The organism is Rossellomorea sp. y25 (assembly GCF_038049935.1).
In the GTDB taxonomy this organism is placed as follows: domain Bacteria; phylum Bacillota; class Bacilli; order Bacillales; family Bacillaceae_B; genus Rossellomorea.
In genome coordinates this window covers 1,218,941-1,233,024 of record NZ_CP145886.1, presented here as the reverse complement: position 1 = coordinate 1,233,024, position 14,084 = coordinate 1,218,941, and the positions used below count along the sequence as shown (strand labels likewise).

15 protein-coding genes are annotated in these 14,084 nt (G+C 43.1%); 5 read left to right on the top strand and 10 right to left on the bottom strand.

Annotated elements, in window-relative coordinates:
* Positions 1 to 2: 2 nt before the first annotated feature.
* The 7 genes from AAEM60_RS06060 to AAEM60_RS06030 form a co-directional block, all read right to left on the bottom strand.
* Entirely contained in the window at positions 3 to 779 is a 777-nt protein-coding gene (locus AAEM60_RS06060) for an SRPBCC domain-containing protein (RefSeq protein ID WP_341357665.1), read from the bottom strand.
* 228 nt (positions 780 to 1,007) lie between these two features.
* Entirely contained in the window at positions 1,008 to 1,712 is a 705-nt protein-coding gene (locus AAEM60_RS06055) for a lactate utilization protein C (RefSeq protein ID WP_341357664.1), read from the bottom strand.
* Complete coding sequence (locus AAEM60_RS06050) at positions 1,699 to 3,138, bottom strand: LutB/LldF family L-lactate oxidation iron-sulfur protein (RefSeq protein WP_341357663.1); 1,440 nt, start codon at positions 3,136 to 3,138, stop codon at positions 1,699 to 1,701. Before AAEM60_RS06050 ends, AAEM60_RS06055 begins: the two co-directional genes overlap by 14 nt.
* Positions 3,139 to 3,154: 16 nt before the next feature.
* Complete coding sequence (locus AAEM60_RS06045; RefSeq protein WP_299744731.1) at positions 3,155 to 3,871, bottom strand: (Fe-S)-binding protein; 717 nt, start codon at positions 3,869 to 3,871, stop codon at positions 3,155 to 3,157.
* Positions 3,872 to 4,213: 342 nt separating this feature from the next.
* A complete protein-coding gene (locus tag AAEM60_RS06040; protein WP_341357662.1) occupies positions 4,214 to 5,989 on the bottom strand; it encodes an L-lactate permease in 1,776 nt (591 codons plus the stop codon).
* A gap of 225 nt (positions 5,990 to 6,214) precedes the next feature.
* Positions 6,215 to 6,934: a FadR/GntR family transcriptional regulator gene (locus AAEM60_RS06035; RefSeq protein WP_341357661.1), complete on the bottom strand. Its 720-nt coding sequence runs from the start codon at positions 6,932 to 6,934 to the stop codon at positions 6,215 to 6,217.
* Between the two features lie 405 nt (positions 6,935 to 7,339).
* A complete protein-coding gene (locus tag AAEM60_RS06030; RefSeq protein ID WP_341357660.1) occupies positions 7,340 to 8,197 on the bottom strand; it encodes an AraC family transcriptional regulator in 858 nt (285 codons plus the stop codon).
* Positions 8,198 to 8,578: 381 nt separating this feature from the next.
* On the opposite strand from AAEM60_RS06030, the gene AAEM60_RS06025 reads away from it, so the two are divergent.
* A complete protein-coding gene (locus tag AAEM60_RS06025) occupies positions 8,579 to 9,004 on the top strand; it encodes an SRPBCC domain-containing protein (RefSeq protein WP_341357659.1) in 426 nt (141 codons plus the stop codon).
* Positions 9,005 to 9,361, top strand: coding sequence for a metalloregulator ArsR/SmtB family transcription factor (locus tag AAEM60_RS06020; RefSeq protein ID WP_299744716.1), 357 nt, complete (start codon positions 9,005 to 9,007; stop codon positions 9,359 to 9,361).
* Between the two features lie 54 nt (positions 9,362 to 9,415).
* Here AAEM60_RS06020 and AAEM60_RS06015 read toward each other — a convergent pair whose 3' ends face one another.
* Both AAEM60_RS06015 and AAEM60_RS06010 read right to left on the bottom strand, forming a co-directional pair.
* Positions 9,416 to 9,784, bottom strand: coding sequence for a permease (locus AAEM60_RS06015; RefSeq protein ID WP_299744713.1), 369 nt, complete (start codon positions 9,782 to 9,784; stop codon positions 9,416 to 9,418).
* On the bottom strand, positions 9,784 to 9,993 hold the full coding sequence (locus AAEM60_RS06010; protein ID WP_299744710.1) for a helix-turn-helix transcriptional regulator: 210 nt from the start codon (positions 9,991 to 9,993) through the stop codon (positions 9,784 to 9,786). Before AAEM60_RS06010 ends, AAEM60_RS06015 begins: the two co-directional genes overlap by 1 nt.
* 139 nt (positions 9,994 to 10,132) lie before the next feature.
* On the opposite strand from AAEM60_RS06010, the gene AAEM60_RS06005 reads away from it, so the two are divergent.
* Together AAEM60_RS06005 and AAEM60_RS06000 are read left to right on the top strand one after the other, a co-directional pair.
* A complete protein-coding gene (locus tag AAEM60_RS06005; protein WP_299744707.1) occupies positions 10,133 to 11,110 on the top strand; it encodes a DUF4003 family protein in 978 nt (325 codons plus the stop codon).
* Position 11,111: 1 nt separating this feature from the next.
* Positions 11,112 to 11,321 (top strand): DUF3951 domain-containing protein, encoded by a 210-nt coding sequence (locus AAEM60_RS06000; protein WP_299744704.1) that lies wholly within the window; start codon positions 11,112 to 11,114, stop codon positions 11,319 to 11,321.
* 43 nt (positions 11,322 to 11,364) lie between these two features.
* On the opposite strand, the gene AAEM60_RS05995 is transcribed toward AAEM60_RS06000, so the two are convergent.
* Positions 11,365 to 12,300, bottom strand: coding sequence for an NADP-dependent oxidoreductase (locus AAEM60_RS05995; protein ID WP_341357658.1), 936 nt, complete (start codon positions 12,298 to 12,300; stop codon positions 11,365 to 11,367).
* A gap of 163 nt (positions 12,301 to 12,463) precedes the next feature.
* Between AAEM60_RS05995 and AAEM60_RS05990 the strand changes: the two genes are divergently transcribed.
* Positions 12,464 to 14,065 carry a sigma 54-interacting transcriptional regulator gene (locus tag AAEM60_RS05990; RefSeq protein ID WP_299744698.1) on the top strand — a complete coding sequence of 534 codons (1,602 nt, stop codon included), beginning with the start codon at positions 12,464 to 12,466 and terminating at the stop codon, positions 14,063 to 14,065.
* Positions 14,066 to 14,084 lie beyond the last annotated feature (19 nt).

The following is a 14,084-nucleotide window of genomic DNA, read 5'->3' as shown; positions in this document are numbered from 1 at the left end:
TTTTATTTCTCTTCCACATATTTTTTCAGCAGGGTACCCAGTAGGTAACTCCACCCTTCTGAATGCTTTTCCTGCCAATCGTCTTCAATGACTCCTGATGCAGTATGGGATAGCTGAAGAAGCGTGGAATCGCCTTTTTCAATCAAGCGGTATGTGTATGCACTGTTTACGGCACCTTGCATACCAAGGTGGCCATGGAGACGGATTTCCTCAGGAGCATTAACGTAATACACCGTTCCCCAAAGTGCCCCCTCGTTTTCACGCCACTTCTCAATAAATTGCCCACCAGGTACAGGATCAAATGTGAATTGTGAACTTACTCCCTCAGGAGCCAATTTAAACTCCCACCAATCCCCCGCTTGCTCGGTTAACGCTTTAAATACCTGTTCCCTTGGTGCATCTATCATCAATTCTTGCTCAATACGAAATACTTTACTTCTTTCCATTCCTTCTTCTCCCCCTTTGTTTTCTGCCAATGCCTGTAACTTTAACAGCGAATTGGCGGTAGACTCCATATACTTTCCTACCCACCGATTGTGCATTTCCTGAAGCGGAACCGCGTTAAGGTAATTTCGTCGGTACTTCCCTTCCCGCTTCACCACCACCAAATTCCCTTCCTCCAAGATCGTCAAATGTTTCATGATCGCATATCTTGTCACCTCGGGAAAATGCTCATTCAGTTCACCGGTTGTTCTTGCCGACTGCTTTAACAGGTCCAGGATTTCCCTTCTTATCGGGTGCCCCAGCGCCTTAAATAATGTGGAAAGTTCGTCCTTCATATTAACGATCCTTTCATTGTGTTTTACATGTGAATGATTGGTCACCTATAATATGTGACTTTATAGTAACATGATGAATATAAAGAGTCAATCACGTGTTGAAGAGGAGATATTGGTATGGTGGGGGTTGGCCTAAATTGAGTGAATGATGGAGAAGTTCCCCTCCCCTTTTCTAATAAAAAAAACCTGATCACTGGTACATAAACCAGTAATCAGGTCCAGGATTTTTCATTGATCATCCACAATTATATACGTAGCCTTAACAGGACCATGCACACCCACAATCAAATTCATTTCAATATCCGCGCTGTTGCTTGGACCTGATATGAAGTTCACGCAGGATGCGACACGTTCACCGCTTTCGATTTTATTGTGAATGTCTCTGGCCACTTGGGTCATCCTTGGGACGATCGTACTTTTGGGGATGATGGCGATGTAGACAGCAGGGAGCAAGCTGACTGCACGTCCCTTACCATCATCACTATATAAGACAACCGTCCCCGACTCGGCAAGTGTGGCATCGCTAAAGGTAATACCGATATCAGCAGTCGCTGAATAAGCAAGATTCTCTTCTCCGCTATTTCGATCCCATACACGTACATCCATCCCGTCATCTCCAAAATCAGATAGACCAAACTCGGCAAATCGCGGGTCATCCCAGGTCACAACTGTTTTCCCACCGTAATCCCTTATAAGGTGGGGGATCAGCGTGGATAACTCAGAAGCAACGGTTTCATGTACGTCGGTATGAATAATCTGGCACTGCTTCTTAAATACGTCAACGAGTTGATCCTGAGAGTAATCTTTGTACACTTCCCATTGGGGGTTGTGATTCCATTGAGGCTTGTCAACATGCGATTTGCGCTCTCTTCCCAGGTGAGATGCCAGGTTATTCAAAAATGAATCACGATTCTTGATATTACCGATGCTCATCCGCTTTTCCCTCCTTCTGTCTCTTTTTATACCAATCTCTGAATCGATCTTTCTTCGGTACAGGAAAGTCACGGGATTCGGTCCAGTTTTTCAATGGTCCCGGGCCGTTTGTAATCTTCCCGTCTTTTGTAAAAGCAGCAAAAGTCGTTGGTGCGAATCTGGACCCGATATTGTACATGGCTGGTGAAGCCGTTCCGAGACTGAAGGCCTTCATGGATAGATTTTCAAAAATAGGGGCCTTTCCTTCCTTCTCAATGATTTCCTGACGATGACGGAGTAAATGTTCGTGAAGCGGAATTTTAACCGGGCATGCTTCCGTACAAGCTCCGCATAATGTGGATGCATACGGCAGCTCTTTATAATCTTCATATCCACCAAGTAGCGGAGACAAGACAGCTCCCACTGGCCCGGGATAAATCGATCCATACGAGTGGCCGCCAACATGTCGATATACAGGGCACACATTGATGCACGCTGCACAACGAATACAATGTAAAATCGATTGGAAGGCGGTACCCAAGATTTTCGAACGGCCATTGTCGACGATTACAAGGTGAAATTCTTCAGGACCATCCACTTCCCCTTCTTGTTTAGGACCCGTCAGAGCGGTGATATAGCTTGTCAGCTTTTGTCCGACTGCGGCACGGGTCAGCAGGCTTACGAGGACCTCCATCTCTTCCCATGTCGGGACAATCCGCTCCATTCCCATTACGGTGATCTGCGTTTTCGGCACCGTGGTGACCATACGGGCATTCCCTTCATTGGTCACAAGAGAGATTGTGCCTGATTCGGCAATGGCAAAATTACATCCTGTGATTCCGATATCAGCCTGAAGAAATTCTTCCCTTAACTTTTCCCGTGCGAATAAAGCCAGTTCTTCCGGTTTTTCTGTCTTGTCATAGCCGAGTTTGTTTCGAAATACTTCCCGGATTTGTTCCTTGTTTTTATGAAGGGCAGGAGTCACGATATGAGAAGGTGGATCGTGATCATCGACTTGAAGTATCCATTCTCCCAGATCACTCTCAACAACCTCGCAGCCCGCTTTTTCCAAGGCTTCATTCATATTGATTTCTTCTGTCACCATGGACTTCGATTTAACGACTTTTTTACCGTCCTTTTTTTTCACAACATTTGTAATATATTCGTTGGCTTCTTCTGCAGTTTCCGCAAAAAACACATGACCGCCGCGTCCCGCTACATTTTCACTCAATTGCTCAAGGTAGTAATCAAGGTTTTCGATGGTATGGGAACGAATTTCTTCCCCAAGCTTACGCCAATCTTCCCAATTCCCCAATTCTTTGGCCGCGTTTAACCGGCCATTCCGGAAACGCCCTTGAGCAGAGGAAACGGCTCCCCTCATAAACGTGTCGGCTAGCCCGCTTGAAACGCGATCGTTAAAGGATTGATTTCCTATTTTCATTGCCATTTGCCTTCCTCCTTTCTTATCGACTATTCAATACAGAAGCAATATGCATGACCTTTACCGGCTTGCCCTGCCTCTCAATGCGCCCACCAATATTCATCAGGCATCCGCAATCCGCACCTATTAAAATATCAGCTTTTGTTTCTTCCACATGCTGCACCTTTTCATCTACCATTTGCTCTGAAATCGGGGACATTTTCACCGAGAATGTCCCACCAAATCCACAGCAATCATGACGATGTGGCAGCGGTTTCATTTCTAACCCTTCCACATGACTTAGGAGTTTCATAGGGGCTTCCTTCACCCCCAGCAGACGCGTCATATGACAGGAAGTATGATAGGTGGCTACCCCATCGAGCTTCGCACCTACATCCTCGACTCCCAGCACATCGACGATAAATTGAGTAAGCTCATACGTTTTATCCGCTAATTCTTGAGCACGCCCCTCCCATTCAAGGTCCCCTTTAAAAAGATGAGGATACTCCTTAAACATGGTTCCGCACGATCCGGACGGAGTAATCACATAGTCCGAGTTCTCAAAAACCGAAATCATATGCTTCATTGATTCCTTCGCCTTCGCTACATATCCACTGTTATAAGCAGGCTGACCGCAGCAGGTCTGCTTTTCTGGAAAATCAACCTCACACCCAAGCCTTTCAAGTAATTCAACCGTATCCATTCCCACATCGGTCTGAAATATGTCTATTAAACAAGTCACAAATAATGATACTTTCATAGACCTCACCTTTACTTTCCGGAAAAATTCATTGGAATTCTCTGCTAGTTCACTAATAGTACTAGTGTAAAACGTAGATCACTTTAAGTCAACAGGTCATCAGATGACTTGGTTTGGATTATCTTTTAGTAAGTTCGATGCATACGTTTGTCATTCCTCTTTTAAATGATAATGGTATTTGTGTTCAACTGTTGAAATTTGATTGAATGTTAACTGTTGATTTTTGTGTTGAATTCACCTGCTGATTATTCCCATTTTTTCAGCATATTGACATACACCCATTTCAAAAGCTAAAAACAAAGCAAGCTCACTATTAATGGGAGCTTGCTATATGACCATTCCTTATGCTGTTTGTTTCAAGTCTTTCTTGCTTTGTTTTTGCCCATTTATGATAAGGCCGGCAATCATCACTACAATTCCAACCAGGATGAACGTGCCAATGTTAAAGCCGATTCCATTAATCAAGACGTACCCAATCCCCCCGGCAAATAGGACGTAAAAACCCATTGGAATGAGCGTCTTTCTAATGAGATTTCCTTCTTTTCCGATTAACCCTGCAGCAGATGAAGCAGCAACGACATTATGAACGCAAATCATGTTCCCTGCGGCCCCTCCCACTGCTTGCAGTGCAACAATCACGGCAGGCGTTGCCAGGATATTATCCGCTACTCCAAACTGGAAAAGGGAAAACATCATATTGCTCACGGTGTTACTTCCGGCAGCAAAGGCACCTATGGCCCCGATCGTAGGAGCTGCCAGTGGCCAATAACTTCCGAATACATTGGAAATCCCTTCAGCTAACACCAGTGGCATACTTGCATACTCTGCAGCATTGACACCTGAATTGATGAATACCTGGACCATTGGTACAGCGAAAATTAAAGCTGCCATTGCACAGACGATGGTTTTATAGGAATCTTTTACGGCGCGTCCGTAATCTTTCATATTCATTTTATAGATAAAAATGCTGATCAGTGAAACGAAGATAAAAATCGTTCCCGGTATGTTCAATGGTTTTGATGCAACCGAGATCGTCGTACCAAATACATTGTCTGCTGATAAAACCCAGGCCTGTATCCAGTCTGTGAAAGGCAGCGATTTTAACCTCGTAAGAACTAATAGGACCGCTACTAAGAGATATGGCATCCAAGCTGCAAGGAATGAAATGTTTTTCTTGGGTTTTTCTGTTTCGTCAATTTTCAGCGAACCATTCCACGCCGGGTCCCAATTTGATGGTTTGTCAAAATCCCATGTTCGTTTTGGAACGAATAATCCTTTTTTAGCTGCCGGCACCACGATGGCCAAGCCGACTAGACCACCGATCAAGGAAGGAAATTCCGGTCCAAGAAGGTTCGCTACAAGCGCATAAGGAATCGTAAACGCCAATCCTGCAAATATAGCAAACTTCCAAACGGCCAATCCTTCTTTGATGGATTTATTTCTTCCGAAGAAGTACGTAAGCATGGTGACCATAAAGAGGGGAATGAAGATTCCGATGATCCCATGAATGATGGCGACCTGACCGCCGATTCCATTTATGTAGGCATCCATGGTCGTTCCTTGTTCTGCCACGTATCGCTGAACCAATGGTGAATCCTTTAACCCTGTATTCACTCCGATCAGAATGGGAGTTCCAACTGCCCCAAAGGAAACGGGAGTCGATTGCAGGATTAAGGCGACCATGACGGCTCCCATGGCCGGAAAACCGATCGCAACGAGGAGTGGACCAACGATCGTCGCTGGTGCTCCCCATCCTGCAGCTCCTTCCAGGAAAGCTCCGAACAACCAACAAACGATGATCGTCTGTACGCGCCGGTCAGGTGAGATACTCGTGAATCCTTTGCGGATCGTGAAAACAGCTCCACTTTCCTTTAACGTATTTAATAATAGAATCGCTCCGAATACGATGACTGCCACTTCCAGTGCGGTTACAACCCCTTTCACACTTGCGGCTGCAATCTGATTCCCCGGCACCTCCCACACAAACATGGCCATCAGCACGGTCACAATCAACGAAACAGGCATCGCTCTCTTTGCCGGCCATCTCAATACAACTAAAAACAAGAAAACCGAAAAAATAGGCATGGCCGCCAATAAAGCTAACATACCAACACTCATCCTAACTTCCCCCTCTAAAAGTGAATTTCATTTTCTCCCACAAACTCCCCAACAAATCATGTTAACAGGTCATCAGATGACTAATATATGTAACAGTATAAATAAAACGCTTACATACCACAACCTTATTTTTGTAATTTTATAAAAAATCAAGAGGGACGGACCTTCATCAAAGCTCAATCCTTGTTAAATCAAGGTTTGGTCTTTTTTGGAGGTCCGTCCCTCTTATTCTTGGATGTCCTCGAAGTATTTCATGAGGACTTCTTCGACGCTATGTAGATGTTGGAGCATGAGTTGCTGTGCTTTTTGTCCGTCTTTTGCTTCGATGGCTTCGTAGATGTTTTGGTGTTCCTGGTATAAGCGATCCAAGGTCGACTTTTTTGAATATAGCCAGAGACGTCGCGTTTCTCTCATGGTGGTGACCATCATTTCCGACACATTGTTCATGAGGCCCGTCAACAGTTCATTTTGTGAAGCCTTGGCAATCGCCATGTGGAAACGGAAGTCTGCTTCTTCCCCCAGTTCTTCATCACTGGCTGAATGCATCTGATCTAAAGCCGTTTTAATTTCTTTAAGCTGCTCGTCGGTTCTTCTCGAAGCAGCCGCTTCAACAGCACCTACCTCTAATATCCTCCGCACTTCCAGCAATTGTTTTACGTCATCTTTTTTCATTAAGGCTGCAATATATATGGGAAGAGAAAGCATGCTTGAATCGAATTCTCTTACATATGTACCTTCACCCTGATGCATTTCAACTAATCCCATCGCCCTTAACGCGCTCAATGCTTCACGGACAGCCGAGCGGCCCACTTGAAAATTCTCAGCCAACTGCTGAACGGAATCCAGCTTGTCGCCTGACTTCAACTGACCCGATTTAATCATATCGATCAAAACCTCAGCCACTTCTTCATATATTTTTCGCGGTTTAATTCGTTTATAATTCAATCGTTTTCACCCCAATATGTATGTATATATGATTCTATAGTATTATGCGTGGGGGGACAATATTGAAGGAATGCAGTTATTGGTTGAGAGTAAGCTGGTTTACTTTACTGAGTTAATAATAGTAGGAAGCCAATGTTGAGGGATGAGGAAATATTTCAGTAATGGGCAAATTGAATAGAATCGAACTCGATAATATATGGACGAAAGTCGATAATATATCTCAAGAGTCGATAATAAACACGTTAAAGTCGATAATAAAACCCTACTTACCTTCCCCCGCGATTTAAATCATATGACTTTCACTATCAAAATGGACTTTTCATAACTGAATTGATGAGTATCCCAATCAAAAGTCCAGATGAATGACAAAAAAGCCCCCATTCATGAACTGGAGGCCATCTGCCATTATTTCTTCATAATCGGAACCCACACCTCACAACGATAGTTTTCGTCATTCGGATTTCCCGGCGGGTATAATTCAAACTCGGGACCGCCTGCATGTTCATACCCTGTGGAAGGGAACCATTCAGAGAAGATTCGCTTCCAGACGATTTGGATCGCGTGTGGCATCGGCCCGACTGATTCGAAGACAGCCCATGTTGCAGCGGGAATCTCTTTTACCTCTAGTGTATGATTATTATCTGTCTTCTTCCCAGCCCCGATAAAATACGTGAACTCTTCATTTGGATGATCAAACTCCATACAAATCCCGAGCATCTCGTTATTTCCAGCTGCTTCACAAATCTTCCTATCTAAATCAGTCGTGTTCACTTCATTCCAAAATGCAGGAATGTCTTTCAAATTCTCACCGTTACACGTTGAAACTCTTTTACCTTTTCCAATCACTTGAAATGCTTCTTTTTCCTCAATCTTGTAATCCATTTCGACTTCCCCTTTAAGTTGGATTTGGAATGAGATGCGTGGAAATGCTTTTAAGGGAGTGCCTGATTCCCTCACTTGGGATGGGGATACTCCGTGAGCCCTTCGAAAGGCTTTCGAGAAGGACTCTGGTGTCTCATATCCGTACTTAAGAGCAACATCGATGACTTTGGCATTCGTATTAGTCAGTTCCTGAGCCGCTAATGTGAGTCTCCTCTTCCTGATGTAATCGGCTACGGTAAAACCTGTCACAAGTGAAAACAGCCTCTGAAAGTGAAATTTTGAACTGAGTGACAACCGGGCCAATTCATCCGTCTCGATTTCTCCATCAAGATTGTCCTCGATATACTGGATGCAATCATTCATCCTATTAAGCATTTCCATTGCTTATCTCCTCCCTGCTATCTAAATGTACCATTCGGATGGTAAGTCCTCCTGTCATTCTGTGCTATTGTGTGACCGGTACTTTGCCACAAAATGATTTGCCTGTTAAATTTCCTGCAAATTTCAACAGGTGAATATCGTCGTTTATTTGCCTGTTAAATGCACCACCTAAATCAACGGATGAAAATCAAATAAAATTCACCTATTACACCAATACTACCAATCAAAGACGTAATCAATTACGCCAAGAACTCTACTTCTACAATCTCCCACCTTTCTCCTTCTTTCATCACACCACCATTGACACGAAACCAAAAGGTGTTATATTATAAATACAAAACCAATTGGTGTTATTTCAACCAAAGAAAGCAGGCGACATTCATGAAATCAAATCAATTAGAAGATATTAAACAAACCGTTTTATTCAACGCTCCCATCCAAAAAGTATGGGACACGGTTTCCACATCAGACAGTATTTCCTCTTGGTTCATGCCCAATGATTTCAAACCGGAAGTCGGTCACGAATTTCATATTCAATCCCCTTTTGGACCTTCTCCTTGTAAGGTATTGGAGCTAGATCCCCCTTACAAGTTGTCCTTCTCATGGGATACAGATGGGTGGGTGGTTACTTTTCTCTTAAAAGAGGTAGGAGATCAAACAGAATTTACGCTTATCCATGGCGGCTGGAAGCATGATGATGCGGTTGTATCCAAAGCGCATGAAAAAAGCTCTGTTATTCGTGACAGAATGGCCAACGGCTGGGTCGGCATTGTGGATCAGAGGCTTAGGAAGGTTGTGGAAGGATAAGTGTCTGCAGCTAAACATGATGTATTCCAGGCGATCGCAGACCCGACTCGCAGGGAGGTCCTAAGGTTACTTTCCGAAAAAGAGATGCCCATCTCAGCACTGACCTCTCATTTTCCAATCAGTCGAACAGCCATCGCCAAGCATCTCACCATTCTTTCTGAAGCTGAATTGGTCTATGGTGAAAAAGTGGGCAGGGAAAAAATCTATCGATTACAACCTGAGCCTCTAGCTGAGTTAAAAGACTGGCTCTCATATTACGAGCAGTTCTGGACCAATAAGCTGTCCAAGCTGAAACATATAGTGGAAGAGAGTGACGATGCATCTCCATTGAAAATAGTGGATCAGGAAAAAGATTGATGATGAAGATGATGAGGGACGGACCTTAGGAATCAAGGTCCGTCCCTCTTTACTTTAGTAGATTCTCGCCACAATCACCATGGAGATAAATACGGTCATGATGGTGAGGCTGGTCAGGACATTTAATAGGTTCATTGCTGTTAGGTGGATCACGTCAAACTGCAGAATGGTCATGAAAATGATGTGAAACACCAAGATGGCAAAATACGAATAATAGATCCCCTTTTCCCGGATCATCTTCATCCGCTCATCCTTTTGTTTAAACTGTGGATAGAGATAATACATACAAAAACTTAAAACAGTCAATGACATGGGAGTAAGAGCAAAATATGGAAATTCCTTTGCCGTTATGCCGACAAAGAACAAGAAAGCAGTCTGTATGACCAGAACCCATCCTAAAACCAGGTATGCCTTTGTTTGCACTATTTCTTTCCCCCTTTCTCTTCATAAATAAAAATCTCTTCAATTGACACTTCGAATACATTTGCCAGCTGAAAAGCCAGATTCAAAGAAGGGTCATACTTCCCTTTTTCAATCGAGATGATGGTTTGCCTTGATACCCCTAATTTAGCCGCCAATCTTTCCTGTGAGTATCCAAACGTCTTCCGGTATTCTACTAGTTTATTTTTCAAAGAGGGATACCTCCTTATATTTCCATATCATAGTGTAAAGGAAACTTAACGTCAAGTTTCCTTTACATAGTTTGCATGAAACTTTTTTTCCATACACTCGTATATCTTACTAACTAACAAAATAAGGGATGTGCAATGAATGGAAGATGTAATGAGTAAAGTGAAGAAATACAAGGATATCTATTCACAATTAAAGAAGAAATTGCGCTGGAAGGTATCGGACTCCCGTTCCTTAATGATGGTCGCTTCATTGTACGTAACGAATGAACGCGCATTTGACCTGGACCGTTTTGTAGAAGTCAGTGATTATCTTAAAAATGAAGTCGGTGCATTTTCGACGTTAAAGCATGAAATTCGATTTACTTTTGCGGGGATGCTTGATACACGTTTTGAAACGCCAGAAGTAAAGTTCCATGAATTTCTTGCCTTATATGATTCTTTAGTGGAAGCTGGATTTTCTAGAGGAACGTTTACCTATATAGCTGCCATGACCCTGCTTTCAAATGATGATTACAGTACAGATTTGTCCTATCGTGCAATGAAGGTTTATAAAGAAATGAGAGCCCAGCATTTCTTTTTAACAGGACATAGTGATTATCCCTTCGCTACTCTGCTTGCTCAAAGAGAAGGTGATCAGAGTGAGATGGTCCATACGATTGAAGGCTTCTATACGAAATTGAACGATGCAGGATTCAGAAAAGGGAATGATCTGCAAAGCATGAGTCACATTCTTTCCCTGCACGAGGAAGCGTCTCAAGATGAGCTTGTCAGCCGCTGCATTCATTTGTTTGATACCATGAAGCAAGCAGGCATCAAGACGAAGGCGATGTTCTATCCTCAAATCGCTCTACTATCTTTTGTAAATGCCGACTCTAGCTTAGTGAATCAAGTAAAGGATGTCTGGGAAGAACTTAACTCTGATAAGTACTTCAAGTGGCACAAGGATATCAATTTAATGATGGCCGTGAACCTTTTGATCAGCGATAAGATTACGAACTCTACAGTGATGCAGGCGAGTTTATCGACTGCCATTGAAACACTCATACAAGCGCAGCAAGCAACGATGATTGCAACCATTTCGGCTGTATCCGTGACAACCGCTGGCGGAGATTCCTGATATGGATCCGATCAATCTTTTGGTTGTAGGTTTCCCAACTGCCTTAACCATATTGGTGCGGATCGGCTTATATAAGGTGTTTGTAAAAAAGAAAAGCGTTACCCTCTTTTACACACCGTTTGATCAAGTGACTGGACAGACGGAAGTGGAATTTCACGAGGAGCAGGAAACGATCGTGGAGGATGAAGATGATGGTGAGGGGAAGAAGTAGCAAAGAGGGACGGACCTTCCATCAAGGTCCGTCCCTCCCATTTTCATTTCACTTTAATCACGATTTTCCCTTGAGCGTGATGTGTTTCGCTTAATGCGTGGGCGTCCTTTAATCCTTGCTTACTCAGCTCAAATGTCTCTCCGATTACAGGCTTCAATTGACCGGACTCGTACAGGTCGGCAAGCTTGGCCAGTTGCTCTCCCTTAGGATCGAGCCACAAGAATTCGGCTTTCACACCGTACTTTGCCGCTTCTTCCTCAGATGGAGGCTGTGCAATGGATACGAGCTTTCCGTTTTTCTTAAGCACCTTATAGCTGTTTGATTGGACTTCCCCACCCATGGAATCCAGTACTAAGTCAAACTCTTGCAGCACCTCACTGAAATCTTCTTCTTTATAATTGATGAACTGATCAGCACCCAATGATTTGACGAACTCTTCATTTTTGCTACTTGCCGTAGTCGCGACGTGTGCTCCGAAGCTTTTCGCAATCTGAATCGCGAAATTACCTACTCCACCGGATCCCGCATGGATGAGCACCTTATCCCCTTCTTTGATTTGTCCAAAATCTACTAAGCATTGCCAAGCCGTTAATCCGGCAAGGGGAATGGCAGCAGCCTCTTCAAAGCTCATGCTGTCAGGCATTTGGGCGAGGAGTTTATCATCTACTGCCACATACTCAGCATATGTACCCAGCCTTGTCGTTGCCGGTCTGGCGAATACTCTGTCACCGACTTCAAACCCCTTCACATTCTTGCCTTTTTCTGCAATCACACCTGCTGCATCCCATCCAAGGATGATTGGAAATTCAAAGTCGAGCATGTCTTTCAAGTATCCTGCCCGTACCTTCCAATCAATTGGATTAATGGATGTTGCATGATTTTCCAATAAGATTTGATTGTCTCCGATTCTTGGTTGGTCGAGTTCTTTTTCTTGTAATACGTCTTTGTCTCCGTATTGATCAATGATGATGGCTTTCATATGCATACCTCCCTGAAATCTTCATATGGTTTATGTTCCCTCAGAGAGATACGATTTAAACACCCTTTCTAGTCAGGCTCATGGGAAGTGAAGGTCCGTCCCTCATCACTTTAGTGTAGAATAGAGTTAACGAAGTAGCATGTTGAATGGGAGAGGATTTTGTATGAAGCTGCTAGTTTCAGATGAGGTGGATCGTGCGATTGAATTATTTTCAGAATCTGGGGTGGATGCTCTGGAGGTTGTGAATCATGAGAATGAGATTGTCGGAATTCTTACGCTTGATGATATGAATACGATTTTTCATGATGGTCATCTCGGGGAATCGATTGGTGAAATTCTCAAGAAAATAATGTTCCATCATTCTCCTCCAAAGATAAGGTTGAAAAAAAATCAATATAGTGAGCTACTTGAAAGTCCTGTTTTCAATGATATAATCAATTCCCTTTATGATGGGGTCTTCATTACAGATGGACATGGTATTACGGTCAAGGTAAACAAATCCTATGAAAGAATAGCGGACCTCAAATCCGAGCAACTTATCGGTTATCATATGGAAGAGCTCATTAAGGCTGGATATATATCCAAGTCTGCCTCCATCCAGGTCTTGAAAGAAAAAAGACCGATTACATTGATGCAGTCCATTCACAATGGAAGAAAAATCATCGTGTCCGGTACACCGATTTTCAATGATGACGATGAAATCTTATACGTTGTAAACAGTGTTCGTGATATCACCGAACTGTTAAAATTAAAACTGCAAATTGATGAGCTGCAAGAACTAAAGAACCTCCGCCAAAGTTCGAATGCTACGTTTTCTAATGAAGCAGAGAAGTCATCCATCTATTCCAGTGAAAGGATGAAGAAGGTTTTCACCACCATTAATCGAGTAGCCAAAACGGATGTAAAAGTCCTCTTGCAGGGGGAAACCGGTGTTGGGAAAACGATGATTGCAAAATACATACACGAGCATTCGAATCGTTCGACCAGCAGTTTTCTAGAGCTTAACTGCGGAGCCTTCCCTCCAAGTTTAATAGAGGCAGAATTATTCGGGTATGAATCAGGTGCTTTCACCGGTGCTTTATCTAAAGGAAAAAAAGGATTGCTGGAAGTGGCGGATAATGGCACGTTATTCCTTGATGAAATCGGTGATCTTCCTTTGGAGCTTCAAGTAAAACTATTAAAGGTCATTGAAGATCAAGCATTCATTCCCATTGGTTCTTCAAAACTCAAACAAATTAATGTTCGAATCATCGCTGCTTCTCATAAAAACATTAAGAACTTAGTGGAAATAGGGGAATTTCGCGAAGACTTATATTACCGTTTAAACGTCGTTCCAGTTCAAATCCCTTCCCTGCGTCAGCGTCGCGAAGAAATCATTCCCCTTTCTCAACACTTTTTACAAAGCTTCAATGATGAATATGGATCAAGCAAAGTGATGAGCATTGAGGCATTGGATTGTTTACATGAATACGATTGGCCTGGTAATATTCGAGAATTAAAAAATTTGATTGAGCGCTTAGTCGTTATCACTCCTTTAGAAACAATCGGACGTGAAGATCTCCCACCTGAATTAAGTGAATCCATCAAGAAACCAGACGCATTTTATGAAGGAGAAATTCTTCCTTTAAAAGAGGCCGTGGATCGAGTAGAGAAACAATTGATCACTAATGCAATACGAAAATATAAAACAACGAGAAAAGCAGCAGAAGTCCTCGAAGTCAGTCAATCCACGATCGTCCAAAAAATGAAGAAATGGGAGCTTTGATTACTTTTAGAATCAAGGC

Coding starts and splice junctions, on each gene's coding strand:
- AAEM60_RS06060 (WP_341357665.1), bottom strand. CDS start 779: ATGAAGGACGAACTTTCCACATTATTTAAGGCGCTGGGGCACCCGATA.
- AAEM60_RS06055 (WP_341357664.1), bottom strand. CDS start 1,712: ATGAGCATCGGTAATATCAAGAATCGTGATTCATTTTTGAATAACCTG.
- AAEM60_RS06050 (WP_341357663.1), bottom strand. CDS start 3,138: ATGGCAATGAAAATAGGAAATCAATCCTTTAACGATCGCGTTTCAAGC.
- AAEM60_RS06045 (WP_299744731.1), bottom strand. CDS start 3,871: ATGAAAGTATCATTATTTGTGACTTGTTTAATAGACATATTTCAGACC.
- AAEM60_RS06040 (WP_341357662.1), bottom strand. CDS start 5,989: ATGAGTGTTGGTATGTTAGCTTTATTGGCGGCCATGCCTATTTTTTCG.
- AAEM60_RS06030 (WP_341357660.1), bottom strand. CDS start 8,197: ATGGAAATGCTTAATAGGATGAATGATTGCATCCAGTATATCGAGGAC.
- AAEM60_RS06025 (WP_341357659.1), top strand. CDS start 8,579: ATGAAATCAAATCAATTAGAAGATATTAAACAAACCGTTTTATTCAAC.
- AAEM60_RS06005 (WP_299744707.1), top strand. CDS start 10,133: ATGGAAGATGTAATGAGTAAAGTGAAGAAATACAAGGATATCTATTCA.
- AAEM60_RS06000 (WP_299744704.1), top strand. CDS start 11,112: ATGGATCCGATCAATCTTTTGGTTGTAGGTTTCCCAACTGCCTTAACC.
- AAEM60_RS05995 (WP_341357658.1), bottom strand. CDS start 12,300: ATGAAAGCCATCATCATTGATCAATACGGAGACAAAGACGTATTACAA.
- AAEM60_RS05990 (WP_299744698.1), top strand. CDS start 12,464: ATGAAGCTGCTAGTTTCAGATGAGGTGGATCGTGCGATTGAATTATTT.